General features: G+C 50.5%; 13 protein-coding genes. 7 read left to right on the top strand and 6 right to left on the bottom strand.

The features are described from left to right. Positions 1-197 precede the first annotated feature (197 nt). The 5 genes from ACSBQN_RS06755 (at position 198) to ACSBQN_RS06775 (ending at position 5,266) form a co-directional block, all read left to right on the top strand. Complete coding sequence (locus tag ACSBQN_RS06755; RefSeq protein ID WP_024473178.1) at positions 198-1,766, top strand: ABC transporter substrate-binding protein; 1,569 nt, start codon at positions 198-200, stop codon at positions 1,764-1,766. Between the two features lie 79 nt (positions 1,767-1,845). Beyond that, positions 1,846-2,892: an ABC transporter permease gene (locus ACSBQN_RS06760; protein WP_004238188.1), complete on the top strand. Its 1,047-nt coding sequence runs from the start codon at positions 1,846-1,848 to the stop codon at positions 2,890-2,892. Next, positions 2,889-3,713, top strand: coding sequence for an ABC transporter permease (locus tag ACSBQN_RS06765; protein WP_004238189.1), 825 nt, complete (start codon positions 2,889-2,891; stop codon positions 3,711-3,713). The genes ACSBQN_RS06760 and ACSBQN_RS06765 overlap by 4 nt, the downstream gene beginning before the upstream one ends. Then, entirely contained in the window at positions 3,706-4,554 is an 849-nt protein-coding gene (locus tag ACSBQN_RS06770; RefSeq protein WP_354632745.1) for an ABC transporter ATP-binding protein, read from the top strand. Before ACSBQN_RS06765 ends, ACSBQN_RS06770 begins: the two co-directional genes overlap by 8 nt. Continuing rightward, positions 4,541-5,266, top strand: coding sequence for an ABC transporter ATP-binding protein (locus tag ACSBQN_RS06775; RefSeq protein ID WP_036408083.1), 726 nt, complete (start codon positions 4,541-4,543; stop codon positions 5,264-5,266). Before ACSBQN_RS06770 ends, ACSBQN_RS06775 begins: the two co-directional genes overlap by 14 nt. Before the next feature lie 66 nt (positions 5,267-5,332). Here the strand turns inward: ACSBQN_RS06775 and ACSBQN_RS06780 are convergent, their stop codons facing one another. Next, on the bottom strand, positions 5,333-5,980 hold the full coding sequence (locus ACSBQN_RS06780) for a YchE family NAAT transporter (protein ID WP_004239175.1): 648 nt from the start codon (positions 5,978-5,980) through the stop codon (positions 5,333-5,335). Positions 5,981-6,535: 555 nt separating this feature from the next. Here ACSBQN_RS06780 and adhE point away from each other — a divergent pair. Then, positions 6,536-9,196, top strand: coding sequence for a bifunctional acetaldehyde-CoA/alcohol dehydrogenase (adhE, locus tag ACSBQN_RS06785; protein ID WP_004239173.1), 2,661 nt, complete (start codon positions 6,536-6,538; stop codon positions 9,194-9,196). Between the two features lie 349 nt (positions 9,197-9,545). Here the strand turns inward: adhE and ACSBQN_RS06790 are convergent, their stop codons facing one another. After that, positions 9,546-10,148 carry a thymidine kinase gene (locus ACSBQN_RS06790; protein WP_004239170.1) on the bottom strand — a complete coding sequence of 201 codons (603 nt, stop codon included), beginning with the start codon at positions 10,146-10,148 and terminating at the stop codon, positions 9,546-9,548. A 499-nt stretch (positions 10,149-10,647) separates the two neighbouring features. On the opposite strand from ACSBQN_RS06790, the gene ACSBQN_RS06795 reads away from it, so the two are divergent. Next, entirely contained in the window at positions 10,648-11,058 is a 411-nt protein-coding gene (locus ACSBQN_RS06795; protein ID WP_004238195.1) for an H-NS family histone-like protein, read from the top strand. A 114-nt stretch (positions 11,059-11,172) separates the two neighbouring features. On the opposite strand, the gene ACSBQN_RS06800 is transcribed toward ACSBQN_RS06795, so the two are convergent. The 4 genes from ACSBQN_RS06800 to rssB form a co-directional block, all read right to left on the bottom strand. Beyond that, entirely contained in the window at positions 11,173-12,189 is a 1,017-nt protein-coding gene (locus tag ACSBQN_RS06800) for an NAD-dependent epimerase (protein ID WP_354632744.1), read from the bottom strand. A gap of 8 nt (positions 12,190-12,197) precedes the next feature. Beyond that, a complete protein-coding gene (locus ACSBQN_RS06805) occupies positions 12,198-13,541 on the bottom strand; it encodes a UDP-glucose dehydrogenase family protein (protein ID WP_004238197.1) in 1,344 nt (447 codons plus the stop codon). A gap of 22 nt (positions 13,542-13,563) precedes the next feature. Further along, positions 13,564-14,469: a UTP--glucose-1-phosphate uridylyltransferase GalU gene (gene galU, locus ACSBQN_RS06810; RefSeq protein ID WP_024473184.1), complete on the bottom strand. Its 906-nt coding sequence runs from the start codon at positions 14,467-14,469 to the stop codon at positions 13,564-13,566. Positions 14,470-14,632: 163 nt separating this feature from the next. Next, positions 14,633-15,661, bottom strand: a complete 1,029-nt coding sequence (rssB, locus tag ACSBQN_RS06815) for a two-component system response regulator RssB (RefSeq protein WP_024473185.1) — start codon at positions 15,659-15,661, stop codon at positions 14,633-14,635. Positions 15,662-15,732 lie beyond the last annotated feature (71 nt).

A 15,732-nucleotide genomic window follows, 5' to 3' on the forward strand; every position in this document is an offset into this window, starting at 1 on the left:
ACCGGTTGTTATATTACAGCTGTTTTTCCGCTTTTTTTGCCGGTGAAATCCCCCGGTCAGCAATTTCAGACTATGATTAATTTTGGCTATAACCAAAAGTTATAAACAAGCACGTAACAGACTTTGCAAAACAGCGCCGTTTTTTTTAACGTGTCAGTATTACAAAAATCAATAACACCGCGTTTCAGGGGAAATATATGAAAAAAACATATCCGGCAGCGTCACTGGCTCTGCTCTTTTCCGTCTCCGCATTTGCCGCCACACCACCGAATACCTTAATTGTTGTCCAGAGTCTGGATGATATTGTCAGTCTGGATCCGGCTGAAAGTAATGAACTGTCCAGTATCCAGACCGTTCCCAGCTTATATCAGCGCCTGGTACAGCCGAACCGTGATAATCCGGAGCAGCTTGACGCTATCCTGCTGGAAGACTGGCAGGCCGATGCCGCCAATAAAACCCTGACCGTCCGGATTAAAGAGAATGCAAAATTTGCCTCCGGCAACCCGGTACGCCCGGAAGATATTATCTTCTCCTACCAGCGCGCTGTAGTCATGAATAAATCGCCTGCGTTTATTCTCAATATTCTTGGCTGGAATAAAGAGAATATCGCGCAGCAGTTTGAAAAAACCGGCGACCGCACCCTGAAAATAAAATGGAGTGCGGATATCAGCCCGGATGTGGCACTGAATCTGTTGTCCACCCCGATAGCCTCAGTGGTGGACGAAAAACTGGTGACACCGAATATTAAAAATAATGACTTCGGTAATGCCTGGCTGAAAATGCATTCTGCCGGCAGCGGTGCTTATTCCCTGAAGGTCTATCAGCCAAACCAGGCGATTGTGATGGCCGCTAACCCGCATGTCTCCACCGGCGAGGCGAAAATCCCGTCCATTATTATTAAAAACGTGCCGGATCCGGCTTCCCGCCGTCTGCTGATTCAGCAGGGTGATGCGGATATTGCCCGTGAACTGGGTGCTGACCAGACTGCGGCACTGAAAAACAGCGCCGGGGTACGGGTGGAAAATATTCCGTCCGCCGAGCAGGATTATATGGCGTTCAACACCGGCAACAGCGCCAATCCGCTGCTGAAAAACCCGGCATTGTGGGAAGCGGCCCGTTATCTGGTGGATTATGAAGGCATTACCCGCGATCTACTGAAAGGCCAGTATTTTATTCATCAGAGCTTCCTGCCGGTCGGTTTACCGGGCGCGCTGGAAAATAACCCGTATAAATTTGATCCGGCCAAAGCCAAAGAGATTCTGGCAAACGCCGGGATTAAAGATGCCCATTTCACCCTCGATGTGGAAAACAAGCCGCCGTATATCACTATAGCTCAATCACTTCAGGCCAGTTTTGCGCAAGGCGGTATCAAAGTGGAATTATTACCGGCGGCGGGCAGCCAGGTCTATTCCCGCGTACGGGCACGCCAGCATCAGGCGGCCATCCGTTTCTGGATCCCGGACTATTTTGATGCCCATTCCAACGCCAGCGCCTTCGCCTTTAATGACGGCAAGAGCAGCACCGTTGCGTGGCTGAACGGCTGGGATATTCCTCAGTTATCACAAACCACACTCAAAGCCGTGGCAGAGCCGGATAAAGCCAAACGTGCGCAGATGTATACCGCCATGCAGGAAGAATTACAGCGCAGTTCTCCGTATGTGTTTATGGCACAGGGACAAAACCAGGTGGTACTGCGTGACAATGTGAAAGGCTATCAGCAGGGACTGAACGCTGACATGGTGTATTACGACAGAGTCACCAAATAATCTGCTGATTTTCCGGTTATCACCCCGTCAGTATCGCTGACGGGGTTTGTGTGTTTTGTTTTTATTCAGGAACTGCTGTATGTCCGATATTTCCCCTGCCGGAACACTGTTTCGCCATACGCTGCGTGTGACGCTTCAGGGTATTTTTACCCTTGCGCTGACACTGCTCGGGTTACTGGTGATCACCTTTGCATTGTCGGCACTCTCACCGGTTGACCGGGTATTACAGATTGTCGGCGATCACGCCAGCCATGAGACCTATGAGCAGGTACGGCTGGAGCTGGGGCTCGATCAGCCCGTCTATATTCAGTTCTGGCATTATGCAGAGCGTCTGCTGCACGGCGATCTCGGCATGGCCTCCTCTATGGGACAACCGGTGCTCGACGGCGTGCTGACCACCCTGCCCGCGACCATTGAACTGGCGACGCTCTCACTGTTGATCGGCGCTTCGCTCGGCATTCTCTGCGGCGTGTTATGCGCCCGTTATGCCGGAACACCATTTGATTTTATCATCCGCACCCTGACACTCCTCGGCAACTCAGTACCGGTTTTCTGGCTGGGACTGCTGATGCTGCTGCTGTTCTACGCCACGCTTCAGTGGAGCCCCGGCCCGGGGCGGCTGGATGATATCTATCAGTATACCGTCGAGGCAAAGACCGGTTTTGTGCTGATCGATACCTGGTTGTCCGATGATCCCGGTGCATTTACCAATGCGGTCGCACACCTGATCCTGCCGGTGTCGCTGCTGGCCTATTTTTGCCTGGCGGGGATCACCCGGCTGACGCGCGCCGCCTGTCTGAGCGAAATGAATAAAGAGTATGTCACGCTGGCACGCGCCAAAGGCAATACCGACATGCAGGTGCTGTTCCGCCATGTGCTGCCGAATATCCGGGGGACGCTGATCACCGTGATTGCCCTTGCCTACACCGGAATGCTGGAAGGTGCGGTACTGACCGAAACGGTCTTTTCCTGGCCCGGCATCGGCCGTTACCTGACCGCCGCCCTGTTTGCCGGAGATACCACCGCCGTGATGGGCGGGACCCTGGTGATCGGTATCTGCTTTATCTTTATTAATAACGTGACCGATATGATTGTGCGTTTAACGGATCCGCGGGTGAAATCATGACATTACTGCCGAAAATCCGCCGTTCCCCGTCCGCGCTGACGGGCACCCTGATTATTCTGTTTCTGCTGCTGGTGGCGTTGTTTGCGCCGTGGCTCGCCCCTTATGACCCGGTACTGCAAAACCCGGCACAGCGCCTGCTGGCACCGGATGCTCAACACTGGCTCGGAACGGACAGCTACGGGCGTGATGTGCTCTCCCGCCTGATCTACGGCACCCGCCCGATGTTTGGTCTGGTTGCACTGGTCGCAGCAATCACCCTGCCCGCCGGGTTATTGATCGGCATTCTGGCCGGATTTTACGGTCGCTGGGTGGAAACGATTCTGATGCGCTTTACCGATATTGTCATGTCGATGCCGCGCCTGATCCTCGCATTTGCCTTTGTTGCCATTCTCGGGCCGGGGCTGATTAACGGCGCACTGGCACTCGCCCTGACCTCGTGGCCGGCCTATGCCCGCCAGGCACGCAGTGAAATCCGCCATCTGCGCAACAGTGATTATCTGGCCAGTGCGGAAATGCTGGGGATCCGTGGTCTGCGTCTGCTGTGGGGACACATTCTGCCGCTCTGTCTGCCGTCAGCTATTGTCCGGCTGGCGCTGGATCTCGCCACCATTATCCTGGCAGCCGCCGGTCTGGGTTTCCTCGGGCTGGGCGCACAACCGCCGATGGCGGAATGGGGAGCCATGATTGCCGATGGTATGCAGGTTATTTTCGACCAGTGGTGGATAGCCGCCGTTCCCGGCGCGGCCATTCTGATTGCCGGTATGGCATTCAATCTTCTGGGTGATGGTTTACGGGATATTATGGAGCCGCAACATGACTGAGCCGCTTATTTTTGTCCGTAATTTGTGTGTGGATTACCCCCGCGCACAGGTGGTGAAAAATGTCTCCTTTACCCTGGGACAGGAACGACTGGCGCTGGTCGGGGAGTCCGGTTCCGGCAAATCCATGACCGCCAGGGCGCTGATGGGGCTGGTGCGCAAACCCGGGATTGTCAGTGCGGATACACTGACATTCGGTCAGACCTCCCTGCTGTCTCTGCGGGAAAAACAGTGGGCGGCACTGCGCGGCAATGACATTGCCATGATCATGCAGGATCCGCGCTATGCGCTGAATCCGGTCAGAAATCTGTATCAGCAGATTGAGGAATCCCTGCTGCGCCACCAGACACTGAGCAAATCTGATCGCCGCGACCGTGTTTTTGAAATGGCCCGTGCTGCCGGGTTATCAGAACAGGCGCTCTCCCGCTATCCGGGGCAGCTTTCCGGCGGTATGGGACAGCGAGCCATGATTGCGATTGCTCTGATCAACAACCCGTCAGTCTTAATTGCCGACGAACCAACTTCCGCCCTGGATGCCCGGCTGCGACACCAGATTCTGGAGCTGATTGTCAGCCAGTGTGAGGAGCGCCGCATGGGGTTGCTGCTGATAAGTCATGATTTGCCGCTGGTGGCAGCTCATTGTCAGCGCGTGATGGTGATGTATCAGGGTCAGCAGGTGGATGAACTGCCCGCCGTACAACTGCCGCAGGCAACGCATCCTTACACCCGCACATTGTGGACCTGCCGCCCGGATGCACAGACGTACGGCACCGATTTGCCGGTATTGGATCGCACCGCCCTGCTGGCGTTACTGACTCAGGAGATACATCATGCCGGAAAATAATTCAGCACCGATTATTGAAGTTAATAATCTTTCCGTCAGCTTCGGGCAGCGGCAGGTTGTTTGTCAGGCCGGTTTTCATCTTAATGCCGGAGAGACGTTCAGTCTTATCGGTGAGTCCGGCTGCGGAAAATCCACTATTTTGCGGGTGATTGCCGGGTTGCAGCGGGAATGGCTGGGCGGCGTACAGCTGCTGTCACAACATATCCACCCCGGTCAGCGTTATCAGGGGGCTTTGCGCCGCAATGTGCAGATGGTCTTTCAGGATCCTTATGCGTCTCTGCATCCTTTCCATACTATTCACCGAGCACTTTCAGAACCGTTACGCATTCACCGCGAAAATGACATCGGCAACCGGGTGGCAGAGGCCATTGTATCTGTCGGGCTGCCGCCGGATGTGGCACAGCGTTATCCGCATCAGCTCTCCGGCGGGCAGCGCCAGCGCATTGCTATTGCCCGTGCCCTGATGCTGCACCCGCAGATCCTGTTACTCGATGAACCAACATCCGCGCTTGATATGTCTGTGCAGGCGGAAATTCTCAATCTGCTTAATCATCTGAAAACCGCCCACGGCATGACCTATCTGCTGGTCAGTCACGATGCGGATGTGGTGGCGCATATGTCAGACCGGGCGGCATTTATGGCGAACGGGAAAATTGAACGGGAATTTGATCGCGCCGCCCTGCTGCGCGGCGACCACCGGATGGATAACTGAGAGATATATAAACGAGGTGTAAAAACGGGGCCGATGGCCCCGTTCTGATAATAATGAACTGCGTGATTATGACAATAATCCCGGGAAACTCATTTTCATGCCGGTAATGATCAGCTCAATACCTAATGACATCAGCATCAGACCCATAATACGGGTCACAACGTTGATACCGGTTTGTCCGAGGTATTTCACCCACAGTCCTGCAGAGCGGAACAACAGCCAGCAACAGAACGCGAACACGATGCTGGTCAGCGCCAGTCCGAAAAAGTTCTGCCAGCCCTGCCAGCGGGCACTCCAGACCACACAGGAACTGATAGCCCCCGGCCCCGCCATCAGCGGCAGTGCCAGCGGCACCACACCGATATTGTCGCGGATAGCCGTTTCCGACTGTTCCTGTTTGTTCTGCTTATCTTCCCCCAGCTTACCGCTGATCATGGACATGGCGATGAGGACAATCAGTGTCCCCCCTGCTATCCGGAAAGATTCGATGGAAATACCGAACATAATGAGGATCTTATCGCCGACCAGAAGTGATGTGCACAAAATCACGGCCACCGAAAAGTTCGCAATCATGTTGGTCTTATTGCGCACTGCGGCAGTCTGATAATTTGTCATGCTCATAAAGACCGGCAGAATACCGACCGGGTTGACTAAGGCAAATAAGCCGACAAAAAATTTTAAATAACCGGAAAAATCCAGCAAAGTGTTGCCCACAAAGGATCCTCAACCTGATGATAATACAGTGATAGTCTGCTGATAATAACAGCAGGCTATCGCCTGGGGGTTGTAATAATTATAAATGTGATTATTAACACAGACATCATACCGTTGAATGTGCAGGAAAAGGAATTGCTTTACGCAGAATATTTTCTGCTTCCGGCTGATTCGATACAGTTATATCACCTTACTTCTGCCTGAATTTCAGACAATCATCAGTTCTTCTGTGAAATTGAAACCCGATATCATTCCCGTCACTCCGTATTGTTCCCGTTTTGACCCATGCTGAATGGTGTCAGCTTGATATATTTGTGATTTGGATCACTTTAATATTTCCCCTGAATGTTAAGCTGCTTTCATTATAGTTGAATCGATTCAACTATAATGTGAACAGAAAGACCTGACGGGCTTTTTAAGCAAATCAGCGGGCATATCTGCATTATGTTACCGGCAAAATCGATTTAGTTACCGGAAGATATCACCGCTATAATCAAATTGTATCAATCCGCTGATTTGCTTAAAAAGTTTAACAATTTATCAGGAGTGATCTGTATGGCCGTAACGAACGTTACCGAACTCAATGAATTAGTTGCCCGCGTGAAGAAAGCTCAGCGCGAGTTTGCCGGTTTCTCCCAGGAACAGGTGGATGCTATCTTCCGGGCGGCGGCACTCGCCGCAGCAGATGCCCGTATCCCGCTGGCAAAACTGGCAGTTGAAGAGTCCGGCATGGGTATTATTGAAGATAAAGTGATCAAAAACCATTTTGCTTCTGAATATATCTATAACGCCTACCGCGATGAGAAAACCTGCGGCATCTTATCGGAAGACCCGACCTTCGGCACCATCACCATCGCAGAGCCTATCGGTATTATCTGCGGTATCGTCCCGACCACTAACCCGACCTCCACCGCAATTTTTAAAGCGCTGATCAGCCTGAAAACCCGTAACGGGATCATTTTCTCCCCGCATCCGCGTGCAAAAAAAGCCACTAACAGAGCGGCTGAAATTGTCCTCAACGCGGCTGTTGCCGCCGGTGCCCCGAAAGATATTATCGGCTGGATCGACGAGCCGTCTGTGGAATTATCCAATGCCCTGATGCATCACGCGGATACTAACCTGATCCTCGCCACCGGCGGGCCGGGCATGGTGAAAGCAGCCTACAGTTCCGGTAAACCGGCCATTGGTGTGGGCGCGGGTAACACCCCTGTCGTGATTGATGAAACCGCTGATATCAAACGCGCGGTGGCCTCTATTCTGATGTCAAAAACCTTCGATAACGGCGTGATTTGTGCCTCTGAGCAATCGGTTATCGTGGTGGATGATGTGTATGAACAGGTTAAAGAACGTTTTGAAACCCACGGTGGTTATATTCTGAAAGGCAAAGAACTGAAAGCCGTTCAGGACATTATTCTGCTCAACGGCGGACTGAATGCGAAAATTGTCGGTCAGTCTGCGGTGAAAATTGCTGAAATGGCCGGCATCGAAGTACCTGCATGGACCAAAATTCTTATCGGTGCGGTCTCCGTGGTGGATGAATCCGAGCCGTTTGCACACGAAAAACTCTCCCCGCTGTTAGCCATGTACCGCGGCAAAGATTTTGAAGATGCGGTGATCAAAGCGGAAAAACTGGTGGAAATGGGCGGGATCGGCCACACCTCCTGCTTATATACCGATCAGGATAACCAGCCGGAGCGCGTAAAATTCTTCGGTGAGAAGATGAAAACCGCACGTATCCTGATTAACACCCCTGCATCACAGGGCGGGATCGGCGACCTGTATAACTTCAAACTGTCTCCGTCACTGACACTGGGTTGCGGCTCCTGGGGGGGTAACTCCATCTCCGAAAACGTCGGGCCGAAACACCTGATCAACACCAAAACCGTGGCAAAACGAGCTGAAAATATGTTGTGGCATAAACTTCCGAAATCTATCTATTTCCGCCGTGGTTCTCTGCCGGTTGCCCTGGAAGAGATCGCCGGTGACGGTGCAAAACGCGCCTTTATCGTGACTGACGGCTATCTGTTCAATAACGGCTATGTGGATGAAGTCACCCGTGTGCTGAAATCCTACGGTATGGAAGTGGAGATTTTCTTTGAAGTGGAAGCTGACCCGACACTTTCTGTGGTCCGCAAAGGTGCGGAGCAGATGAACAGCTTCAAACCTGACGTGATTATTGCCCTCGGCGGCGGCTCCCCGATGGATGCAGCCAAAATTATGTGGGTGATGTATGAACATCCGGAAACACATTTTGAGGAACTGGCACTGCGCTTTATGGATATCCGCAAACGTATCTATAAGTTCCCGAAAATGGGCGTGAAAGCGAAAATGGTTGCTATCACCACCACATCCGGTACCGGTTCTGAAGTGACTCCGTTCGCGGTTGTGACAGATGATACCACCGGCCAGAAATACCCGCTGGCGGACTATGCCCTGACCCCGGATATGGCAATTGTTGATGCCAACCTGGTGATGAACATGCCGAAATCCCTCACCGCTTTCGGCGGGCTGGATGCCGTCACTCACGCACTGGAAGCGTATGTATCCGTGCTGGCAAACGAATTCTCTGACGGCCAGGCATTACAGGCACTGAAACTGCTGAAAGAGTTTTTACCGGCCAGCTATCACGAAGGTGCGAAGAACCCGGTTGCCCGTGAACGTGTACACAATGCCGCGACTATCGCCGGTATCGCGTTTGCCAACGCCTTCCTCGGGGTATGTCACTCCATGGCGCACAAACTGGGCTCTGAGTTCCATATTCCGCATGGTCTGGCTAATGCCCTGCTTATCTGTAACGTCATCCGTTATAACGCTACCGATAACCCGACCAAACAGACTGCGTTCAGCCAGTATGACCGTCCTCAGGCACGCCGCCGTTACGCGGAGATTGCTGACCATCTGCAACTGAGTGCTGCCGGTGACCGTACCGCGCAGAAAATTGAAAAACTGCTGATCTGGCTGGACGAAATCAAAGCCTCTCTGGGGATCCCGAAATCCATCCGTGAAGCCGGTGTGCCGGAAGCGGAATTCCTGGCAAAACTGGATAAACTGTCCGAAGATGCCTTTGATGACCAGTGTACCGGTGCAAACCCGCGCTATCCGCTGATTGCAGAATTAAAACAAATTATGCTGGATACCTATTACGGACGCACCTATGACGAATCTGTTCCTGTAGCGGCACCAAAACCGGTTGCCAAACGGAATGCTAAGAAATAATCATCAATCCGGCAAATAATAACCATAAAGCCCTCCCCGGAGGGCTTTTTTATATCCGTCTCATAATAATTATTAAATAATTGTCTTTGTATTAACAGCTGTTCACTTTTGATCATGTTTTCCGGAACAGACGGTTTTTAATATTTCACTTAATACCCGTTACAAAACTGTGGTAACTCCTGGGGGTATTCACCGGTATTTTATCCCTGCTGACTCAAATACCGCCTCATCACTTTCCCTGCAGAAACCGTTCCGGTGTTTTTTGATATCCGGCGCAATCCGCAGCGGATATAAAAAAACCGGACAATGACGTCCGGCACTTTTTGTATAACAGAGAGACTTCCCTGATTTATGACCGATATTCTGCTGCTTTTACTTCGCGTATCGCTTCATTGTAATGTTTGCGGCAGACGGATACATATTTTTCATTACCGCCGATGTCAATTTGTGCACCATCTGACATAACCCGCCCCTGTCCGTCGTAACGTAAAACACGGCTGGCTTTTCGTCCGCAATAACAAATAGTTTTTAATTCAACTAATTTATCCGCCCAGGCTAATAAATAATGGCTGCCGCTGAATAACTCACCTTTAAAGTCTGTGCGTAACCCGTAACACAGAACCGGGATATCAATATCGTCGACGATACAGCAGAGCTGTTCCACCTGCGCTTTGGTCAGGAACTGGCATTCATCGATTAATACGCAGTGTACGGGTGTCTGCTGATGTTCACGGATAATAACCGAGCTTACGTCCGTCTCAGGGCCAAAGACCCGCGCATCGGCGCTCAGGCCGATACGTGAGGTAACTTTGCTCTGCTCATAGCGGTTGTCTATCTCTGCGGTAAATATCAGCGTGCGCATGCCGCGTTCATTGTAGTTATAGGATGACTGCAGTAACGCTGTCGATTTTCCCGCATTCATTGCGGAGTAATAAAAATAAAGCTGAGCCACCGGCTCTCTCCCCTTACACATTCAAGATCCGGGACAATACTAACACATTAGTGTTAAAAACAGCGCAATCTGTATTTCATTCATGCCGTGATCGCATGCACAATATCCTGAGTTCATCGCACACGTAAATTCACACAGGTCATGGTTACATACCGGATATTCACTGTTGTTATCGGCTATCCTTCGCGTTGTCCTGTTTTTCATTATACCGGGAGCGAAGAATAACGTTTCTTTACATAAGATAAGGTTAAATATAATTTGTATTCCCTACCACATTTATGAACAATTTTTATGAAGATGCTGAACATCAACACATTTTCACCCCGTCCCCTTATCAAATTTAAACGAAAAGCCAAAAAGACCCTTATTATTCCTCAGAAATAATTGCTTTTAAAAAAAATGTGTTTTAACCTTACTCCGAAATTTGCTATTGCAGATTTTTAAATAGCAATCTATTATTATCTACACACCAGCCAACATTTAATTTGAGACCAGGATTATGAGTGAATCTTTGAAGCCATTTAATAATATCCGTACTCTTCGCGCTCAGGCGAGAGAATCCAGCTTAGAAGTTTTAGAAGAAATTCTGGAAAAGCTGACTTCTGTTGTTGAAGAACGCCGTCTGGAAGAATCCCAGGCTCAGGCTAAAGAAGAAGAGCGCACCCGTAAATTAGAAGAATTCCGTCAGCTGCTTGAAAAGCAGAATATCAACCCGGAAGAATTAATTCAGTCTATGGGTACAGGCAAAACAGCCCGCAAATCCAAGCGTGCTCAGCGCCCTGCCAAATACGAATATATCGATGAAAACGGTGAAAGCAAAACCTGGACCGGCCAGGGTCGTACACCAGCTGTGATCAAACAAGCTATCGATAACGAAGGTAAATCTCTGAACGATTTCTTAATCAAGTAAGTGATAATATCTGCCGGAAAAGCCCTTCTCTGAAGGGCTTTTTTATATCTTCCGGTCAGACGGACAGCAAAAAGGAGGCTTTCGCCTCCTTTTTTATACTTATAACCGTTGCTGTTATTTATTTTTTCCGTGATAAAACGACATATACCAGTCAACAAACTGCTGCACGCCGTAATTAACCGGCGTATCCGGTGAGAAACCAATCGTTTTATACAATTCGGAGGAGTCTGCACAGGTGGATAACACGTCACCATCCTGCATATCCATATAGTGTTTATTGGCTTTAATATCCAGCGCCGTTTCAATCGCCTGAATAAAATCACCCAGCCGGGTCGGCTGACCGTTACCGACATTATAAATTTTGTACGGCGCAGAGCTGGCTGACTTCAGCCCCTTTTCCACCGTCCAGTCATTATTCACCGCCGGAATCACATCCACCAGACGCACCACCGCTTCCGCAATATCACCGACATAGGTGAAATCACGCACCATATTGCCGTGGTTATATACATCGATCGGTTTTCCGTCCAGCATGGCTTTCACAAACTTAAATAACGCCATATCCGGACGACCCCACGGGCCGTAGACGGTGAAGAACCGCAGACCGGTTGTCGGCAACTGATAAAGATGTGAATAACTGTGTGACATTAATTCATTGGCTTTTTTCGTTGCCGCATACAACGACACCGGATGGTCCACATCATCCTCAACAGAGAACGGCTGTTTGCGGTTCAGACCGTATACTGAACTTGAGGAGGAGTAGATCAGATGCCCGACGTTATGATGACGGCACCCTTCCAGAATATTCATATGCCCCAGAATATTCGCGTCAATATACGCCATCGGGTTCTGGATGGAGTAACGCACGCCCGGCTGTGCCGCCAGGTGGATCACCCGCTCAAATTTCTGTGCGGCGAACAGCTCACTGACAGCCGCTTTCTCCGACAAATCCATTTTAAAAAACTGAAATTGCGGATGCGGTAATAACAGATCAAGACGGGCCTGTTTGAGATTCACATCATAATAGTCATTCAGGTTGTCAGCACCGACAACCTCGTGCCCCTGCTCAAGCAGGCGCTGCGAGACATGATAACCAATAAAACCAGCCGCGCCGGTTACAAGTATTTTCATATTCAGACTCAGATTACCGGATTAATGGAAGCACCACGGCCTATACCATAATAGATAAAGCCGCGATTTTCTAAACGTTCCGGGTCATAAAGGTTACGTCCGTCAAAAATAACCGGGGTTTTCAGTCCTGCTTTGATAGCATCGAAGTCCGGCGCACGGAAACTCTGCCACTCAGTGCAGATAACCAGTGCATCCGCATTATGCAGTGCCGCTTCTTTGGTGCCCATCAGCGCCAGGTCATCACGCAGCCCGAAAATACGCTGCGCTTCCTGCATCGCTTCCGGGTCATACGCCTGAACTTTGGCACCGGCGGCCCATAATTCCTGTAACAGGATACGGCTGGAGGCTTCACGCATATCATCGGTATTCGGTTTAAAAGACAGGCCCCAGACCGCGAAGGTTTTACCTTCCAGGTTTTCACCGAAATGACGTTTGATAAAGGACGGCAGTTTGTATTTCTGCTGTTCGTTCACTTCTTCCACCGCACGCAGAATGCGCGGGGTAAAGCCGATATGTTCCGCGGTGCGGATCAGCGCCTGCACGTCTTTCGGGAAGCAGGAACCACCGTAGCCGCAGCCCGGATAAATAAAGTGATAACCGATACGGGAGTCAGAACCGATACCCTGGCGCACATTCTCAATATCCGCGCCCAGCATTTCCGCCAGGTTGGAGATCTCATTCATAAAGCTGATTTTTGTCGCCAGCATGCAGTTTGCCGCGTATTTGGTCAGCTCCGCACTGCGGATATCCATCACAATCATGCGGTCGTGATTACGGTTAAACGGCTCATACAGTTCGCGGATAATATCGATAACACGATCATTATCACAGCCGATAACAATGCGCTCAGGACGCATGCAGTCAGCAACCGCCGCCCCTTCCTTCAGGAATTCAGGGTTGGACACCACGTCATAGGCAATATCCGCGCCGCGTTCAGCCAGTGTGGCTTTAATCGTGGCGTTAACTTTATCCGCGGTACCGACCGGAACGGTGGATTTATCGATAACCACTTTGTAGTCCTGCATATGCTGTGCAATAGTACGGGCAACCGCGGTGACATATTGCAGATCCGCAGAACCGTCTTCATCCGGCGGTGTACCGACCGCGATGAATTGCAGTGTGCCGTGTGCCACACCCAGTGCCGCATCCGTAGTGAAGCTTAAACGACCTTCTTCATAGTTTTTCTTCACCAGCGGGGTCAGGCCCGGTTCAAAAATAGGGATCACACCGTTTTTCAGGTTTTCCACTTTTTTTGCATCAACATCGACACACATAACATCATGGCCGACTTCCGCCAGTACAGTCGCCTGCACAAGACCGACATATCCGATTCCAAATACGGTTACTTTCATAGTTCACCTATTGCAACAATTATTAATTCTGTAATGTTTTCAGCCAATCTGAGAATTCACGGCCCAGGTGCTTATGACGCATGCTGTATTCGACAAAGGCTTTCATATAGCCCATTTTGTCGCCGCAGTCATGGCTGCGGCCTACCAGACGGTACGCCTCCACCGGATTTTTTTCAATCAGCATAGCGATAGCGTCAGTCAGCTGGATCTCATCACCGGCTCCCGGGGCAGTTTTCCCCAGCAGCGGCCAGATATCCTGGGAAAGCACATAACGGCCGACAATAGACATATTCGACGGTGCTTTGGCCGGTTCCGGTTTTTCCACCACGGCAAACATCGGTTTGCTTTCACCGGCGGCCAGATTTTCACCGTGGCAATCCACCACACCGTAATTTGCCACCATTTCCTGCGGAACCGGATCAACCATTACCTGGCTTGCACCGTGTTCTTCATAACGCGCAATCATTTCTCTGAGGTTGAATTTCGCCAGGTCAGTACTGTATTCGTCAATAATCACATCCGGCAATACCACGGCGAAAGGCTCATCACCAATCATTGGTCTGGCGCATAATACGGCGTGACCAAGCCCTTTGGCGATCCCCTGACGGGTCTGCATGATAGTAACGTGACGCGGGCAGATTGACTGGACTTCATCCAGCAACTGACGTTTTACACGTTTTTCCAGGATGGCTTCCAGTTCAAAGCTGGTATCGAAATGGTTTTCAATGGAGTTTTTTGATGAGTGGGTCACTAAAATAATTTCAGTGATCCCCGCCGCGATACATTCATTCACCACATACTGAATAAGCGGTTTATCCACCAGCGGCAGCATTTCTTTCGGAATCGCTTTTGTGGCCGGCAACATACGTGTTCCTAATCCTGCAACCGGGATCACAGCCTTGTGTACTTTATTTTTCTGCACTGACATACATCATCCTCAATGCGCATAAACAGAATAAATACGCGATTTATAAAAAATAATGAGACTGAGTATACCAGCTAATTTTCCGGGATAAATACTCTGTGCCGCGTAAATGCGGTTTAGTGTTAAGAGATGTTTAATATCTGTACGGGTTGGTAAAGTCCGGTAATTATCCCTGATGCGGTCCGGGGGTCAGGCTTAATTTAATCTGACTGCTGCTGTTCCAGATCCGGCATTGCAGATGGCGGCTGAATTCACTTATCTGACTGGAATAAACGGAAGAGAGTGTCCCCAGCGGAATACCCCGGTTAACACGGATCACATGGTTATCAGAGCGTAATTCCGCACTGATACCGGCGCTGGACAATAACACCGACTTACGCCGGGTGTGATAATACCCCAGCAGCAGCGGCAGCTGTCCCGGAATACCTGCGTCCTGTAATAACCGGTTCAGCTTATTTAAGATGGCGGTCATACTCGGTAATTTCCGGTGGTGATTATGAATATAGCGTTTAAGCAGATCGTTAAAGATGACGCGGATTAACATCGCCATCAGCGGGCCGTTGCCGGTATTCTGACTGATATCGAGACAATAAAACGCCACTTCATTATCAGAAAATTCTGCCACATCAAATACCAGCCCGGCCCGGCAGGTATCGGATAATTGCGCATAGCGAATCTGATAATTGGCCAGCACCTGGCTCGGCGGCGGGTTCAGCTGTTTTAATAAACGTAAAACATCATCCACATTATGCTGTAACTGGGCCCAGATCCCGGAGAGATCATTATTTTCCAGCACCCCCGGTGAGAAAAATGACGGGTACAGGTGGGACAGACATAATTTTTTTATTTCTTCCAGCCTGTTCAGGGGCTTTAACAACACATCTTTTGCCCCGAGACGCAGCACTTCATCGATATCCGACATTTTTTGTGTCGCAGAGATAACAATCACCGGAATGGCCGGTAAATCCGACTGTGACCGGGCAATAAATTCCGCGCCGGTCATCACCGGCATATTGAGGTCACAGAAAATCAGTTCCGGCTGAAAGCCCTGTTCTATGCATTCCCATGCGCGTGCACCGTCACCGGCAGATAACACCGTGGCACCGAGAAGGCGCAGATAGGATGACAGCGCCATATTGAATGCCGGGTCGTCATCGATGACTAACAATCGTTTTCCGTCCAGTGCCTGCTTCATCGCATCCCCTTTCTGCCCGGCCTCACAACCCAGCGTGCCCGGAACACCGGGAATGCCGCTGCTCCCGCACT

It is taken from the genome of Morganella sp. B601 (assembly GCF_051172335.1).
In the GTDB taxonomy this organism is placed as follows: domain Bacteria; phylum Pseudomonadota; class Gammaproteobacteria; order Enterobacterales; family Enterobacteriaceae; genus Morganella; species Morganella morganii.